The organism is Rhodococcus rhodnii NBRC 100604, assembly GCF_001894925.1.
Lineage (GTDB): Bacteria > Actinomycetota > Actinomycetes > Mycobacteriales > Mycobacteriaceae > Rhodococcus_F > Rhodococcus_F rhodnii.
Map to the genome: position 1 here is coordinate 174,013 of NZ_BCXD01000010.1, position 15,555 is coordinate 189,567.

The following is a 15,555-nucleotide window of genomic DNA, read 5'->3' on the forward strand; positions in this document are numbered from 1 at the left end:
GCGACACGGAGCTCACCCCACCGCTGCGGTGACGAGCCCGAGGTCGGCGTCGGCGGCGAGCAGCCGGTGGTGCGGCAGGACCCGCACCGTGTACCCGACCGAGCCCGAGATCGGGAGATCGATGTCCGCGGTGAAGATCTCGCCGCCGTCGCCGCTGCCCGTGTGCGTCATGTCGACGGTGACGACGTCGGTGAGCTCCTCGTCCTGGCCGGCGCGCCCGACGACACCCTGCACACGAACGTCGCCGACGCCGAGGTCGCCGAGCCGGACGGTCGCGGTCAAGGTGAGACGTGCCCCGATCTCCGGGGTGTCGGGCAGGCCCGAGCCGTCGACCTCGGTGACCGCGATCGCGGGCCACGCGCTCTCGACGCGCCGCACGAACGCCGCGACTTCCCTGGCCCCCGCGTGACCGTCGGCGTCGACGCGGGCCGCGGCGCTCGCGGCGGGCCCGTAGAAGCCGACCGTGTAGTCGTGCACCATCCGCGACGCGAGCACCTTCGGTCCCAGATCGCGCAGGGTGTGACGGACCATCTCGACCCAGCGCTCGGGGATGCCGTCGCCGTCGCGGTCGTAGAACCGCGGCAGCACGGAGTGTTCGAGCAGCTCGTACATCGCGCCCGCTTCGAGGTCGTCGCGACGCGGCTCGTCGGTGACGCCGTCCGCGGTCGGGATGGCCCAGCCGTTCTCGCCGTCGTACATCTCGTCCCACCAGCCGTCGCGGATCGAGAGGTTGAGGCCGCCGTTGAGCGCCGACTTCATGCCCGACGTCCCGCACGCCTCGAGCGGGCGCAGCGGATTGTTGAGCCACACGTCGCACCCCCAGTAGAGGTAGCGCGCCATCGACATGTCGTAGTCGGGCAGGAACACGATGCGGTGCCGCACCTCGTGACGGTCGGCGAAGCGCACGATCTGCTGGATGAGCGCCTTGCCTGCGTCGTCGGCGGGGTGGCTCTTGCCTGCCACGACGAGCTGCAAGGGACGCTCCTCGTCGAGGAGCATTCGTTCGAGCCGCTCGGGATCGCGCAGCATCAGCGTGAGGCGCTTGTACGTCGGGACGCGGCGCGCGAAACCGACGGTGAGCACGTTCTCGTCGAACACCGAGTCCGTCCAGCCGAGTTCGGCCTCGGTGGCACCGCGGTCGAGCCAGGACGCGCGAACGCGGCGGCGCACCTCGTGCACGAGCGTCCGCCGCAGCGTGTGACGCATTTCCCAGATCTCGCCCGCAGCGAGTTCGTCGAGCTTCTCCCAGCCGCGTGCTTCCTCCACGAGCTCCGGACCAGCGACGCGGCGTGCGAGGTCGAACCATTCGGGCGCGGCCCACGTCGGTGCGTGGACGCCGTTGGTGACCGATCCGATCGGAACCTCGTCGGCGTCGAAGCCCGGCCACAGACCGTTGAACATGTCGCGGCTGACGATGCCGTGCAGCTTCGAGACTCCGTTGGCGCGCTCGGCGAGCCGCAACCCCATGTGCGCCATGTTGAACACGTGCGGGTCGCTCTCCTTGCCGAGCGCGACGACCCGATCGAGCGTGACTCCCGGCAGCAGCGTCGAGTCGTTGCCGCCGTCGTGACCGCCGAAGTAGTGACGCACGAGGTCCATCGGGAACCGGTCGATGCCCGCGGGGACCGGCGTGTGCGTCGTGAAGACGGTCGCCGCGCGCACCGCGGCGAGCGCCTCGTCGAAATCGAGTCCCTCGGCGTCGACGAGTTCGCGGATCCGTTCGAGTCCCAGGAATCCGGCGTGTCCCTCGTTCATGTGGAACACGGACGGATCGGGTCGCGAGTACGCGCGGGAGTACGCGCGCACGGCCCGCACTCCGCCGACGCCCGCGAGGATCTCCTGTTTGATGCGGTGGTCCTGGTCGCCGCCGTAGAGCCGGTCGGTGACGCGCCGCAGATCGGCGTCGTTCTCGGGGATGTCGGAGTCGAGCAACAGCAGCGGGACGCGGCCCACCTGCGCGATCCACACCCGTGCCCGCAGGATCCGGCCGCCCGCGAGCGCGACGTGGACGAGGACCGGCGGACTCGACGGATCGTCGCCGCGCTCGGTGAGCACCCGCAGCGGCTGCCCCTGCGGATCGTGCGGCGGGTAGTGCTCGGTCTGCCAGCCGTCCGCGGTGAGGCCCTGCCGGAAGTAGCCCGAGCGATAGAGCAGGCCGACGCCGACGAGCGGAAGTCCGAGGTCCGAGGCCGCCTTCAGGTGGTCGCCCGCGAGGATGCCGAGGCCGCCGGAGTAGTTGGGCAGCACCTCGCTGACGCCGAACTCCATCGAGAAGTAAGCGACGCCGCCGCCGAGATCGATCGCGGGGTGCCGGCCCGCGCCGTCGCGCTGCTCCTGGTACCAGCGCGGCCTCGTGAGGTAGTCCTCGAGCCCGGCCGCCGCTTGGTCGAGGGCGATGAGAAAGGCCGTGTCGTCGGCGAGTTCGTCGAGCCGGGACGGCGCGATGTCGCTGAGCATCTGGACCGGGTCGAATCGGACTCGTTCCCACAATTCGGCATCCAGCCGACGGAACAGATCCTGGGTCTCCGCGTGCCACGACCACCGCAGATTCGTCGACAGCGGGCCGAGGGCCGCGAGTCGTTCCGGCAGGTGGGCACGGACGGTGAACCGACGCAACGCTTTCACTCGCCGACGATAACCCACGGCGCGCGGCGTCGTCGCCCGATGGCCGGGGCGGTCCGCCCGGCGGCGGGTGCGGAGGCGAACCCGCCCGGCCGTCGTCGTTTCCGACGCGATCAGCGGTGCTGAACTAGTGTCGGCAGAAGCTGCACACCCACACGCGGCACACCCACACGCCGCGCACCACACGAAGGCGGGGACCCCGAAGTGACAGCACTGCAGGACGCGCGGTGACCGGACGGCTGGCGATCGACGACGTCGAACCCTCGGTCGACTGCGGCGCGTATCCCTCGAAGGCCGTCGTCGGCGAGGTCGTGCCGGTCCACGCGGTCGTGTGGCATGAGGGTCACGACGCCGTCGCCGCAACCCTCGTCGTCCGCGCACCGGACGCGACTCGGCCTGTGCGGCTCGCGATGGATCCGGGTGCCGAACCGGACACCGTGGACGGCGTCTTCACTCCCACCACGACGGGCATGTGGACGTTTCGCGTCGAGGCGTGGAGCGATCCGATCACGACGTGGCGGCGCGCCGTGGAGGCCAAACTCGCGGTGGGCCAGGGACCGGAGGATCTCGCGAACGATCTCGAGACGGGCGCCCGGTTGTTCGAGCGCGCCGCCGCGGGGGTTCCGCGTCAGGACCGCCACCGGCTGACGGCCGTCGCCACGAGCCTGCGTTCCGAGCGCGCCCTGCCCGCCCGCGTCGCGCCCGCACTCGCCGGCGACGTCGCGGCGCTGCTGCGAGCGCATCCGCTGCGCGAGCTCGTCACGCGCGGCTCGGCCCACCGCGTGTGGGTCGATCGCCGGCGCGCGCTGTTCGGGTCGTGGTACGAGATGTTCCCGCGATCGACCGGCGGATGGGACGACGACGGCACGCCGCGCCACGGCACCTTCGCGACGGCCGCCGACGAACTCCCCCGCATCGCCGGAATGGGGTTCGACGTCGTCTACCTGCCGCCGATCCACCCGATCGGCGAGGTGAATCGCAAGGGCCCCAACAACTCTCTCACCGCCGGGCCCGACGACGTCGGCTCGCCGTGGGCCATCGGATCGGCCGAGGGCGGGCACGACGCCGTACACCCGCGTCTCGGCACCCAGCGCGACTTCCGCGATTTCGTCGCCGCCGCACGCCGACTCGATCTCGAGGTCGCCCTCGATCTCGCCCTGCAGTGCGCGCCCGATCACCCGTGGGCGGCCGAGCACCCCGAGTGGTTCACGGTGCTTCCCGACGGCACGATCGCCTACGCCGAGAATCCGCCCAAGAAGTACCAGGACATCTATCCGGTGAACTTCGACCGCGACCCCGAGGGAATCTACGCCGAGGTCCTGCGCGTCGTGAAGCACTGGGTGAGCGCGGGCGTACGCATCTTCCGCGTCGACAATCCGCACACCAAGCCGCCCGACTTCTGGCACCGGCTCATCGGCGAGGTCAAGAGAACCGAGCCGGACGTGCTGTTCCTCGCGGAGGCGTTCACGCGGCCCGCGCGGCTCTACGGTCTCGCGCGTCGCGGATTCACGCAGTCCTACACGTATTTCACGTGGCGGACCGCGAAGTGGGAGCTCACCGAGTTCGGCGTCGAGATCGCCGCGAAGGCCGACGAGGCGAGGCCGAATCTCTTCGTCAACACCCCCGACATCCTCCACGAGAGCCTGCAGATCGGTGGTCCGGGAATGTTCGCGATCCGGGCCGCGCTCGCGGCGACGCTGTCGCCGACGTGGGGCGTGTACTCGGGATACGAGCTCTACGAACACCTTCCGGTGCGGCCCGGCAGCGAGGAGTACCTCGACTCCGAGAAGTACCAGCTCCGCCCGCGCGATTTCGCGGGTGCCGACGCGCGAGGCGAATCGCTGTCGCCGTGGCTCACGATGCTCAACGACATCCGCCGCCGCCACGCGGCCCTGCAGCAGCTCCGGCAGATCCACTTCCACCACGCCGACAACGACGCGATCATCGCGTACTCGAAGTTCGATCCCGGCACCGGAGATCAGGTCCTCACCGTGATCAACCTCAACCCGTTCGCCGCCGAGGAGACGACGCTCTCGCTCGACATGCCCGCACTCGGGCTCGAATGGTACGACCGCGTCACGGTGCTCGACGAGGTGTCCGGTGCGCAGTTCGACTGGGGCCAGTCGAATTTCGTCCGGCTCGAACCGTGGAACGCGGTGGCGCACGTACTCGCGCTCCCCGCCGTGCCGTACCCGGCCCGGCTCCGGCTCGCTCACCGAGGAGGCGCACGATGACAGACGATCGCACGCCGTCGACCGATCCCCGCACGCCGTGGACCGATCCTGCTGTTCCGTCACGACGCGATCTCGACCAACTCGCGAACGGTGAACATCGCGACCCGCACGCGATTCTCGGCGCTCACGAGATCGAGGGGCCGTCCGGACGCGCGACGGTGCTGCGCACCCTGCGTCCCGACGCGGAGGCGGTCGCCGCCCTCGTCGGGGGCGAGCGCTACCCGATGGCGCACATCGACCACGGGCTCTGGGGCGTCACCGTCCCGATCCGCGATCTCGCGGACTACCGGCTCGCCGTCGAGTATCCGGGCGGGCACCACGTCGAGACCGCCGACGGCTACCGATTCCTGCCCACCCTCGGCGATCTCGATCTGCATCTGTTCGGCGAGGGCCGCCACGAGCGGCTGTGGGACATTCTCGGCGCGCACGTCCGGCACTACGACACCCCCGACGGCCCCGTCACGGGGACATCCTTCGCGGTGTGGGCGCCGAACGCACGCGGCGTGACCGTCCTCGGTGGATTCGACGGCTGGACGGGGCGTTCGGTGCCGATGCGCATGCTCGGCTCGTCGGGCGTGTGGGAGGTCTTCGTTCCCGGTGTCGGTCCCGGCGAGCTGTACAAGTACCGCGTCCACGGCGCCGACGGCACCGTGCGCGACAAGGCCGATCCGATGGCCTTCGCGACCGAGGTGCCGCCCGCGACGGCGTCGCGCGTGTATCGCAGCGAGTTCGACTGGGGTGACGACGGCTGGATGACGGCCCGTGCGGCGAGCACGCCCACGCAGCTGCCGATGAGCGTCTACGAGGTCCACCTCGGGTCGTGGCGGCCGGGGCTCGGATACCGCGAGCTCGCACGGCAACTCGCCGAGTACCTTCTCGAGCTGGGGTACACGCACGTAGAACTGCTCCCCGTCGCCGAGCATCCGTTCGGCGGATCGTGGGGCTACCAGGTCACGTCCTATTACGCCCCGACGTCGCGATTCGGCACCCCCGACGACTTCCGCTGGTTCGTCGATCATCTGCACCGCAGCGGCATCGGTGTCCTCGTCGACTGGGTGCCCGCGCACTTCCCGAAGGACGAGTGGGCCCTCGCCCGCTTCGACGGGACGCCGCTCTACGAGCACGGCGATCCCCGGCGCGGCGAGCAACTCGACTGGGGCACTCTGGTGTTCGACTTCGGGCGGTCCCAGGTCCGCAACTTCCTCGTCGCCAACGCGCTGTACTGGTGCGAGCAGTTCCACATCGACGGGCTGCGCGTGGACGCCGTCGCGTCGATGCTCTATCTCGACTACTCGCGCCCCGAGGGCGGCTGGACTCCCAACGTGCACGGCGGTCGCGAGAACCTCGAGGCCGTCGCGTTCCTGCAGGAGATGAACGCGACCGTCCACAAGCTGCACGCCGGCGTCGTCACGGTGGCGGAGGAGTCGACGGCCTGGCCCGGCGTCACCCGCGAGACGACGGTCGGCGGCCTCGGTTTCACGTTCAAGTGGAACATGGGCTGGATGCACGACACGCTCGGCTACTTCCAGCAGGATCCCGTGTACCGCAGCTATCACCATCACGAGATCACGTTCTCGGCGATGTACGCGTGGAGCGAGAACTACGTCCTGCCCATCAGTCACGACGAGGTCGTCCACGGCAAGGGAACGCTGTGGACGCGGATGCCGGGCGACGACTACCAGAAGGCCGCGAACGTACGCGCCCTCCTCGCGTACATGTGGGCCCACCCCGGCAAGCAGTTGCTGTTCATGGGACAGGAGTGGGGCCAGACCCGCGAGTGGTCGGAGGAGCGCGGGCTCGACTGGTCCGAGCTCGACCCCGCGAACGGCGAGGTGGCGCGGCTGCACGGCGGAATCTCGCGCCTCGTCGGCGATCTCAACCGGGCCTACCGCGAGCACCGGTCGTTGTGGACGCTCGACACCTCGCCGGGCGGCTATTCGTGGATCGACGCGAACGACACCGGCAACAACGTCATCAGCTTCCTCCGGTACGGCACGGACGGATCGATCATGGCGTGCCTGTTCAACTTCTCGGGTTCGGTCCACGGCGCGTATCGCGTCGGTCTTCCCGAGGCGGGCACGTGGCACGAGGTCCTCAACACCGACGCCGGCGTCTACGGCGGCGCGGGCGTCGGAAACCTCGGTTCGGTTGCGGCGACACCGCATTCGTGGCACGGCCGGCCCGCGTCGGCCGAGGTGGCGCTGCCCGCAGGTGGCGCGATCTGGCTCGGTCTCGAGCGGTGACACCGCCGCGTGCGTCGCGCCGCACCGGTGCGCGTGCGTGCGCGGCTCTCGCGCTCGTGTCGCTACTCGCCCTGACGGCGTGCAGCGGGACGCTCTCGGGCCGCGCGACGTCGATCTACGACGATCCCTTCCGCGTCGCGGGGCTCGAGGTGACGCGCGGCCCGTCCGGTGAGCGCCCCGACGTCCCGGACAGCACCAGGACCGTCCTCGGAACGGACGGCGGCGAGATCGACCGCGTCGCGGCGAACGCGATCGACGACCTCGAGCGGTACTGGACGACGGCGTTCCCGGCGGTGTTCGGCGCACCGCTGCTGCCCGTTGCGGGGGTCCTCTCGTGGGATCCGAGCGGTCCGTCGGGCGAACCGACGTTCTGTCTCGAAGCCACCGCACGGCTCGTGAACGCCGGCTACTGCACGCTCGATCACACGATCGGCTGGGACCGCGGTGTGCTGCTGCCCGAGATCGTCGCGAAGTTCGGCGTGCCGGCCCTCGTCTTCGTTCTCGCCCACGAGTACGGCCACGCGGTGCAGACGATCGGCGGCGGCGTCGACCGCGGCCCGCAGGAGACACTCGTGCGCGAGCAGCAGGCCGACTGCTATGCGGGTGCGTTCATGCGCCACGTCGCGGAGGACCACGCGCAGCACTTCCGCCTCGCGACGGCCGACGGCCTCAACGACGTCCTCGCGTCCACGGTCGCGATCGGCGACACCGATCCTGCCGATCCCGCCAACGTCCACGGCTCCGCGTTCGAGCGCGTCACCGCGACCCAGTCCGGTTTCACCGACGGCCCCGCGGCGTGCCCGCGTATCGATGCGGCCGACATCGAGGACCGCCGCGCCGGACTCCCCGACCTGCTCACCGGCACCCTCGACGACGGAGAGCTTCCGGTCACGGCCGACACCGTGCGCGCCTTCGTCGATTCGCTGCACCCGGTGTTCTCGCTCGCGGAACCGCCCACACTGCGCGTCGACGGGATCGAACGGTGCGCGGGCCGCGAGGCGACCGGACCCGTCGCGTACTGCCCCGTCACCGACACGCTCTCGGTGGACGTTCCCGCGCTGGCGTTGCGCGGCGCGCAGGTGCCCCCGGGCGCGGGCGAACTGTTCGGGCGCCCGTCCGGCGACTACGACGCGTACGTGCTGCTCGCGGCGCGCTATTCGCAGGCCGTCCAGCACGCGCGGCGGCAGGAGGTCGACACGCCCGCGGCCGCACTGCGCTCGGCGTGCCTGGCCGGGGTCGCGACGGCCGCACTCGGCGACCCGTCGTCCGGCGACGGCGTGTGGCTCTCACCGGGTGACGTCGACGAAGCCGTCGCGGGGCTGCTCACGGACGGTCTCGCCGCGGCCGATGTCGGTGGCCGGACGGTGCCGTCGGGATTCGCCCGCGTCGACGCCTTCCGCACCGGCATCCTCACCGGTGAGGACGGCTGCGGAAACCGCTACGGCTGAGCCGATCCGGCGAATCCGGTCAGTACAGGGCGGAGGCGAGCTTGCGCCGGGCCGCGATGACCACCGGCTCGGCGGGATCGAAGAGCTCGAAGAGTTCGAGCAGCCGCGTCCGGACGCGGGTGCGATCGTCTCCGGTCGTCCTGCGCACGGCGGCGACGAGTCGATCGAACGCTGCCTCGGGGGCCTGCGAGACGAGTTCGACGTCCGCTGCGACGAACTGCGCGTCGAGGTCGTCCGGTGCGGCGTCGGCGACCGCGATCGCGTCGGGGTCGACGTCCTGGACGCGAGTGAGGAAGGTGACCTGCCGGAGGGCGTCCTTGGCCTCGGTGTTCCCGGGTTCCTGATCGAGGATCGCACGGTACGCGTCGGCGGCGGCCGTGAGATCGCCCTCGTCGAGCAGGCGCTCGGCCTCGGTGAAGCGGGGATCCTCGGGTTCCGGTTCCGGCTCCTGATCCCCGGTGGGCGGGCCGCTGAGCTTTCCCTCGACGGCCTGCTCGACCGCGGCGATCCACTGCCGCAACTGCGGCTCGGGCTGGGCGCCCTGGAAGTCGGCGAGCGGCTGGCCGCCCGCGATGGCGACGACCGTCGGAACCGACTGGACGCCGAACGCCTGGGCGATACGGGGATTCGCGTCGACGTCGACCTTCGCGAGCACCCAGCGTCCGCCGGCCTCGAGGGCCAGCTTCTCGAGCACGGGCGAGAGCTGCTTGCACGGCCCGCACCACGTGGCCCACAGGTCGACGACGACCGGCACCTGCATGCTGCGGCGCAGGACCTCGTCCTCGAAGGTCGCTTCGGTGACGTCGACGATCGGGGCGAGTCCGCCCGTGGCCTGAGCCTCGCCGTCGGCCGGCTGCTGCGGAGGAGGGGGCGGTGGCGCAGTGGCGCGTTCCTTGAGCGCCGACAGGTCGACGGCACCGCTCATCGCGGCGGCAGCGGCGGACGATCGCGCGGAGGGACGAGAACCTGGTCGAGTCACGTGGTCCAGTTTCTCACGCGCGAGCGCCCCCGCGGTACACCGGTGAGGTGAACGTCAGACGCGCGGCTGCGCCTCGGCCTCGGGCGCCTCGGGTGCGGGGGTTCCGTGAGCGGCCGACAGCTCGGCGAGCTTGCCGTTGCGGACGGCCCAGCGCTCGAAGACAACGGTGCCGAACGGCGGGACACTCGACACGAGCGCCCAGAACGTCGTCGCCTTGTCCCACTTGAGCGACACCGCGGTCGCGAGCGCCACGAGCACGAACGGGATGAACCCGAGAACACCGTGGATCATGCCGGGGATCGCGACGGCTTCCTCGAAGCCGAGCACCCACTTGAAGAACATTCCGACGAGGAGCATCGCCCAGGTGACGGCCTCCCAGATCGCCACGAGGCGGAATCGCTTGGCGGGCGTGGACAGGTCGAAGAGTGAGCGCATGCGCGCCATTGTGCCCGAACCGGACTATCGCACCGAAATCGCGGGCGCTCGCCGGTGGCGTGTGCCACCGGGGAGCGCCCGCGAGAGGGTGTGGTGCGTCAGCTGCGCGACGGAACCTTCACGATCAGGGCGTCACCCTGCCCGCCGCCGCCGCACAGCGCCGCTGCACCGACGCCGCCACCGCGGCGCGCGAGTTCCAGGACGAGATGCAGCGTGATCCGCGCACCCGACATGCCCAGCGGATGCCCGACGGCGATGGCGCCGCCGTTGACGTTGACCTTCTCGGGATCGAGGCCGAGCTGACGCGTCGACGCGATGCCGACCGCAGCGAAGGCCTCGTTGATCTCGACGAGATCGAGGTCGGTGGGCTCGATGCCCTCCTTGCGGCACGCCGCGACGATCGCGTTCGCCGGCTGCGACTGCAGCGTCGAGTCCGGTCCGGCGACGACGCCGTGCGCACCGATCTCGGCGAGCCACTCGACGCCGAGCTCCTCCGCCTTCGCCTTGCTCATCACGACGACGGCCGCCGCGCCGTCGGAGATCTGCGACGCGGTACCGGCCGTGATCGTCCCGTCCTTCGCGAACGCGGGACGCAGCCGCGCGAGCGACTCGACGGTGGTGTCGGCACGCACGCCCTCGTCCTCCGCGAAGAGGATCGGATCGCCCTTGCGCTGCGGGATCTGCACCGGCACGACCTCGTCGTCGAACAGGCCGTCCTTCCACGCACGGGCGGCGTTCTGATGCGAACGCGCGGCGAAGGCGTCCTGATCCGCGCGTGTGATCGGCTCGGTGGTCTCGCTGTTCGCGGACTCCGTCAAGGCGCCCATCGCCTGGTCGGTGAAGATGTCGTGGAGCCCGTCGTACGCCATGTGATCGCGCAGCGAGACGTCGCCGTACTTGAACCCCTCGCGCGACTTCTCGAGCATGTGCGGTGCCCGCGTCATCGACTCCTGACCACCCGCGACGACGACGTCGAACTCACCCGCGCGAATGAGCTGGTCGGCCATCGCGATCGCGTCGATGCCGGACAGGCACACCTTGTTGATGGTCAGCGCCGGCACGTCCATGGGGATCCCGGCGGCGACGGCGGCCTGACGCGCGGGGATCTGGCCCGCGCCGGCCGTGAGGACCTGGCCCATGATCACGTAGTCGACCTGGTCCGGAGCCACACCGGCGCGCTCGAGCGCTCCCTTGATCGCGATTCCCCCGAGATCCGATCCCGAGAAGTCCTTCAACGATCCGAGCAGCCGTCCCATCGGGGTCCGCGCCCCGCCGACAATCACCGAACTCGTCACAACGTCCTCCACCATGTCGTCTTCCCGGGCGCCCGGGTCTTCTCGATGCACGGGCTGCCCGTCCGAACCCGGGGCTCGCACCGTCTCGCGGCTCACGAGCGCGAGCCCTGTCTGCCACGAGGTTACCTTCGAGGGGTTCGCGCACGGCCCGCAGTCCGTGGGGACAGGGCGCAGAATCCGCGGGTAGCCTGTGCGCATGGCACACGAGCAGGACGGATCGATCGCGCTTCCCTTCGCGATCGTGCGCAAGGGATTCGATCGCGACGAAGTACGCAACTACTTCGAGCGTTTCGACGCGGAACTGAGAGTCACGGCGGCCGATCGCGACGCCGCCGCGGCGCAGGCCCGCGATCTCGCGCGTCAGCTCGAAGAAGCACGCTCCGAGATCGACGATCTCCGTAAGGACGTCGACCGCCTGTCCGTCCCGCCCACCACTGCCGAGGGGATGAGCGACCGCATCTCGCGCATGCTCAGGCTCGCCTCCGACGAAGCGTCCGAGGTCAGGGCGAAGGCCGACGCGGACGCCGCGGAGATGGTCTCGGTCGCCGAGCAGGAGGCCGCACGGCTGCGTGGCCGGCACGAGTCGCTCGTCGCCGAGCTCGAGGATCGCCGCAACGCCCTTGCGATCGAGCACGAGCAGACGATGGCGCGCGCCCGCACCGAGGCCGCACGCATCGTCGAGGCCGCCCAGGCGGAGCGCGACCGGCTCGCCGCCGAGGCCGAGACGAAGCGCGCCCGCATCCAGGAGGACTTCGACATCACGATGTCGGAGCGCAGGCAGAAGACGATCGCCGCCGTCAACGAGCTCGAGTCGTCGAGCAAGGCGGAGGCGAAGCGCCGGCTCGCGGATGCGACGCACGAAGCCGAGCGCCGGCTGCAGTCGGCGACCGATCAGGCCGAACGCAAGATCGCGCATGCCCGCGAGCTCGCGGAGGAACTCCGGGTGCTGCGCGGCAGGATCCTCGCTCAGCTGCTCGGCGTCCGGGGCCAGCTCGATTCGGTGCCCGCGATGCTGCAGGCCGTGAACCGCGAGAGCGAATTGCTCGACGCCGCGCCCGAGCGGCGTTCGGACGGCGGCCGCAACGAGAACGCGAAGACCGAGGCGCTTCCCGCTGCCTCGGACACCGTCGAGGCCGAGATCGAAGACGTCGAGTACGCCGAGACCGAGGACGACACACCGGCCGAGGCGAACCGCCGCGAGAGCGAGCCCTCGCGGCGCTGACTCACGACCAGCGGCGGGTCACCGACCGCGTCGCGCGGCCCGTCCAGCAGCCACGGTGCCAGTGGCGACGCTCCTCGGGACCGCCGTGATCGAGCGGCCACACCACGACGTGCGGTGTCCCCGGCTCGATCTCGTGATCGCAGCCGGGACACCGGTAACGCTTGGTCGCCTGCGACCCGGACACCGTCCTGACCGCATACGTCAGATCGCCGTCGGCCGCCGGGCCCCGCTCGCGTCGCTCCACGCTCGACGACAGCGGCGCACCGGAGCGGGACTGCTGACGGCGCGCTCGGGGCGGTTGCGGCTTTCGACGTGGCACCGTCCCAGCCTAACGGCGGCCGTCAGAACAGCCGGAACTCGCTCGAGTCGATCCCCCGCAGCGCGTCGTAATCGAGTGTCACACAGCGGATTCCGCGATCCTCGGCGAGCGTCCGCGCCTGCGGCTTGATCTGCTGGGCGGCGAACACGCCCCGCACCGGCGCGAGCAGCGGATCGCGATTGAGCAACTCGAGATAACGCGTGAGCTGCTCGACGCCGTCGATCTCGCCGCGCCGCTTGATCTCGACCGCGACCGACGCGCCGGCGTCGTCACGGCACATGAGGTCGACCGGGCCGATCGCCGTCGGGAACTCGCGGCGGACGAGCGTCCACCCCTCCCCCAGCGTCACGACGTGCTCGGCGAGCAGCGCCTGCAGATGGGCTTCGACTCCGTCCTTGACGAGACCGGGGTCGACACCGAGATCGTGCCCGTACTCGTGCAGCACTTCCTCGATCGTCACGACGAGCTTCTCGCCCGCCTTGTTCTCGACCGTCCACGTTCCCGGCTCCTCGGTGAGCCAGCACGGCGGCGACATCCAGTTGAGCGGCTTGTACGAGCCGCCGTCCGAATGCACGAGGACCGAACCGTCGGCCTTGATCATGAGGAGGCGGGTCGCCATCGGCAGATGCGCGGTCAGCCGACCGGCGTAGTCGACCTGGCATCGAGCAATCACGAGACGCACGCCGACCACCCTAACGGCTGCTGCCGACGCGCCTTCGGCTCGCATACACCGGACGCGTGTACGGCTACGCTCGATCCACCATGATGCAACGTCGGTCGTCAGCGCCCCCGCTCGGATCCCGCCTGCTCGGAACACCCGACGAGAGCGTCCAGCTCGCGCGCATCCGGGTGCAGGCGCTGCTCACGGTGACAGTCGTGGTCACGAACCTGGTGGGCATCGCGGTGGTGGCGGTACTCGTCGTCTGGGTCGTTCCCGGTCCCACGGTCCTGACCTCCGAGTTCGTGTGGATCAACTCGATCGCCGTTCCCGTCTACGTGGTGGCCGCGCTCCTGGCCGGGCTGACATGGGGTACCCGGCGTCTCACGAGCGACCTCCGTTGGGCGACCGAAGGATCGATCCCCGACGAGACTCAGCAGCGCACCGCGTTTCGAGCGCCCTGGCGGCTGACTCGCGTACAGATCATCCTCTGGGGTCTCGCCTTCGTGCTCTTCACGACCGTCTACGGTCTCGTGAATCCCGCGGTGATCCCGAAGGTTGCATTCACGATCCTGTTCGCCGGTGCCACCGTCACGGCGTTCGGCAATCTGCTCTCCCAGTTCGCGTTGCGCCCGGTCGCGGCGCGCGCTCTCGAGGCCGGCGGGCCGGTACGACGACGCTCGCTCGGTGTCACCGGCCGTACCGCCGTCGCGTGGGTGCTCGGAACCGGGCTGCCCCTCACGGGCCTCATGCTCATCGCCGTCTTCTCGTTCATCCGGCCGGCCAGCTCCGCGCAGATGGCGATCTCGATCCTCGCGATCGGATCGGTGATCCTGTGCTTCGGGCTCGCGCTCATCGTCATCAGCGTGCGTGCCACGGCCGCGCCCATGCGCGCCGTTCAGCTGGGGATGGAACGGGTGGCCGGCGGTGACCTCACGGCGTCGGTCGTCGTCTACGACGCGACCGAGGTCGGGGCGCTACAGGGTGGCTTCAACCGCATGGCCGAGGGCCTGCGCGAACGCGATCTGCTCCGCGATCTCTTCGGACGCCACGTCGGCGAGGATGTCGCGCGCAACGCGCTCGAACGCAATCCCGAACTCGGCGGGGAAGAACGCGAGGTGGCGGTGCTGTTCGTCGACATCGTCGGATCGACGACGCTCGCGGCGACCCGCTCGCCGATCGACGTCGTCACTCTCCTCAACCGATTCTTCGCGATCGTGGTCGCCGAGTCCGACCGCCGTGGCGGCATGGTCAACAAGTTCGAGGGCGACGGCGCGCTGGTCGTCTTCGGCGCGCCGAGCGAACTCGACGACGCCTACGGGGCCGCGCTCGCGACGGCACGATCCATGAGTACGCGACTGCGCGCCGACGTGCCCGAATGCGAGGTGGGCATCGGGGTCTCGTCCGGCCCCGCGGTCGCCGGCAACGTCGGCGCGAACGAACGATACGAGTACACGGTCGTCGGCGATCCGGTCAACGAGGCCTCCCGACTGTGCGATCACGCGAAGACGGAGGTCCCCGGCGCCGTCGCGGCGTCGGCGCGCACGGTGGAGCGCGCCGGAGAGTCCGAGCGAGCACACTGGCGTGTCGACGGCGAGGTACTGCTGCGTGGACGCACCGAACCGACCGGCGTGGCTGCTGCGGTCACCTGATCCACCCCGCACGACCCGGGGGGAACAATCGAATCACGGGGGAAGAATGGAACTGGCGGGTTATCTCGCGCTGCTCATCGCACCGACGACGCTCGGGCTGCTGAGCTTCGTCATGTACCGGGCGGCGAGGGTGGAGGCGATACCGCGGAACTCGATGATCGGAGTGCGCACCAGCGCCACGCTCTCCTCGGACCGAGCGTGGCTCATCGCCCACAGGGTTGCAGCACCCTACTTCGCTGCAATCGCAGTCGTCGGCGCGGCGGTCGTCGTCGTATCGGCGGCGCTCCCCTTCGCGATCACTGCAGGCGACGGCCGCTATCCGCCGGCGATGGCGCTCGCACCGGCGCTCGGGTTGCTGATCCAGGCCGTCGTGCTGGTCGCCGCGGCGATGACGGCTCATTCGGCCGCGAAGAGGTCGTAGCGACATTCGTATCGGGTGGTGAACGCA

General features: G+C 70.3%; 12 protein-coding genes. 6 read left to right on the forward strand and 6 right to left on the reverse strand.

Features of this window, described 5'->3' with window-relative positions:
• Positions 1 to 12: 12 nt before the first annotated feature.
• Positions 13 to 2,625 (reverse strand): alpha-glucan family phosphorylase, encoded by a 2,613-nt coding sequence (glgP, locus tag RR1_RS09620; protein ID WP_010836407.1) that lies wholly within the window; start codon positions 2,623 to 2,625, stop codon positions 13 to 15.
• Positions 2,626 to 2,849: 224 nt separating this feature from the next.
• Here glgP and RR1_RS09625 point away from each other — a divergent pair, with 224 nt between their 5' ends.
• From RR1_RS09625 to RR1_RS09635, 3 genes are read left to right on the forward strand one after another with little or no spacing between them, the layout of a single operon-like run.
• Positions 2,850 to 4,856, forward strand: a complete 2,007-nt coding sequence (locus RR1_RS09625; RefSeq protein WP_010836405.1) for an alpha-1,4-glucan--maltose-1-phosphate maltosyltransferase — start codon at positions 2,850 to 2,852, stop codon at positions 4,854 to 4,856.
• Entirely contained in the window at positions 4,853 to 7,099 is a 2,247-nt protein-coding gene (gene glgB, locus RR1_RS09630) for a 1,4-alpha-glucan branching protein GlgB (RefSeq protein WP_010836404.1), read from the forward strand. The genes RR1_RS09625 and glgB overlap by 4 nt, the downstream gene beginning before the upstream one ends.
• Positions 7,100 to 7,155: 56 nt before the next feature.
• Positions 7,156 to 8,547: a neutral zinc metallopeptidase gene (locus RR1_RS09635; protein ID WP_010836403.1), complete on the forward strand. Its 1,392-nt coding sequence runs from the start codon at positions 7,156 to 7,158 to the stop codon at positions 8,545 to 8,547.
• Positions 8,548 to 8,566: 19 nt separating this feature from the next.
• On the opposite strand, the gene RR1_RS09640 is transcribed toward RR1_RS09635, so the two are convergent.
• The 3 genes from RR1_RS09640 to RR1_RS09650 all read right to left on the reverse strand — a co-directional run bounded on the left by RR1_RS09640 (position 8,567) and on the right by RR1_RS09650 (position 11,256).
• A complete protein-coding gene (locus RR1_RS09640; RefSeq protein WP_010836402.1) occupies positions 8,567 to 9,472 on the reverse strand; it encodes a tetratricopeptide repeat protein in 906 nt (301 codons plus the stop codon).
• A 108-nt stretch (positions 9,473 to 9,580) separates the two neighbouring features.
• Complete coding sequence (locus RR1_RS09645; protein WP_010836401.1) at positions 9,581 to 9,961, reverse strand: DUF3817 domain-containing protein; 381 nt, start codon at positions 9,959 to 9,961, stop codon at positions 9,581 to 9,583.
• Positions 9,962 to 10,059: 98 nt separating this feature from the next.
• Positions 10,060 to 11,256, reverse strand: a complete 1,197-nt coding sequence (locus RR1_RS09650) for an acetyl-CoA C-acetyltransferase (RefSeq protein WP_040772078.1) — start codon at positions 11,254 to 11,256, stop codon at positions 10,060 to 10,062.
• Between the two features lie 196 nt (positions 11,257 to 11,452).
• Here RR1_RS09650 and RR1_RS09655 point away from each other — a divergent pair, with 196 nt between their 5' ends.
• On the forward strand, positions 11,453 to 12,478 hold the full coding sequence (locus tag RR1_RS09655; RefSeq protein WP_072713626.1) for a coiled-coil domain-containing protein: 1,026 nt from the start codon (positions 11,453 to 11,455) through the stop codon (positions 12,476 to 12,478).
• 1 nt (position 12,479) lies between these two features.
• Here RR1_RS09655 and RR1_RS09660 read toward each other — a convergent pair whose 3' ends face one another.
• Entirely contained in the window at positions 12,480 to 12,797 is a 318-nt protein-coding gene (locus RR1_RS09660; protein WP_040772070.1) for an Rv1322 family protein, read from the reverse strand.
• A gap of 22 nt (positions 12,798 to 12,819) precedes the next feature.
• Positions 12,820 to 13,479 (reverse strand): endonuclease NucS, encoded by a 660-nt coding sequence (gene nucS, locus RR1_RS09665; RefSeq protein WP_040772073.1) that lies wholly within the window; start codon positions 13,477 to 13,479, stop codon positions 12,820 to 12,822.
• A gap of 80 nt (positions 13,480 to 13,559) precedes the next feature.
• On the opposite strand from nucS, the gene RR1_RS09670 reads away from it, so the two are divergent.
• Both RR1_RS09670 and RR1_RS09675 read left to right on the forward strand, forming a co-directional pair.
• Positions 13,560 to 15,107, forward strand: a complete 1,548-nt coding sequence (locus RR1_RS09670) for an adenylate/guanylate cyclase domain-containing protein (protein WP_010836387.1) — start codon at positions 13,560 to 13,562, stop codon at positions 15,105 to 15,107.
• A 46-nt stretch (positions 15,108 to 15,153) separates the two neighbouring features.
• Positions 15,154 to 15,528: an SdpI family protein gene (locus RR1_RS09675; RefSeq protein ID WP_010836386.1), complete on the forward strand. Its 375-nt coding sequence runs from the start codon at positions 15,154 to 15,156 to the stop codon at positions 15,526 to 15,528.
• The last annotated feature ends 27 nt before the right edge of the window (positions 15,529 to 15,555 follow it).

What these genes read in the sequence shown, in the direction of transcription:
- glgB (WP_010836404.1), top strand. Translation starts at nt 4,853, where the DNA reads ATGACAGACGATCGCACGCCGTCGACCGATCCCCGCACGCCGTGGACC.
- RR1_RS09640 (WP_010836402.1), bottom strand. Translation starts at nt 9,472, where the DNA reads ATGAGCGGTGCCGTCGACCTGTCGGCGCTCAAGGAACGCGCCACTGCG.
- RR1_RS09645 (WP_010836401.1), bottom strand. Translation starts at nt 9,961, where the DNA reads ATGCGCTCACTCTTCGACCTGTCCACGCCCGCCAAGCGATTCCGCCTC.
- RR1_RS09655 (WP_072713626.1), top strand. Translation starts at nt 11,453, where the DNA reads ATGGCACACGAGCAGGACGGATCGATCGCGCTTCCCTTCGCGATCGTG.
- RR1_RS09670 (WP_010836387.1), top strand. Translation starts at nt 13,560, where the DNA reads ATGATGCAACGTCGGTCGTCAGCGCCCCCGCTCGGATCCCGCCTGCTC.
- RR1_RS09675 (WP_010836386.1), top strand. Translation starts at nt 15,154, where the DNA reads ATGGAACTGGCGGGTTATCTCGCGCTGCTCATCGCACCGACGACGCTC.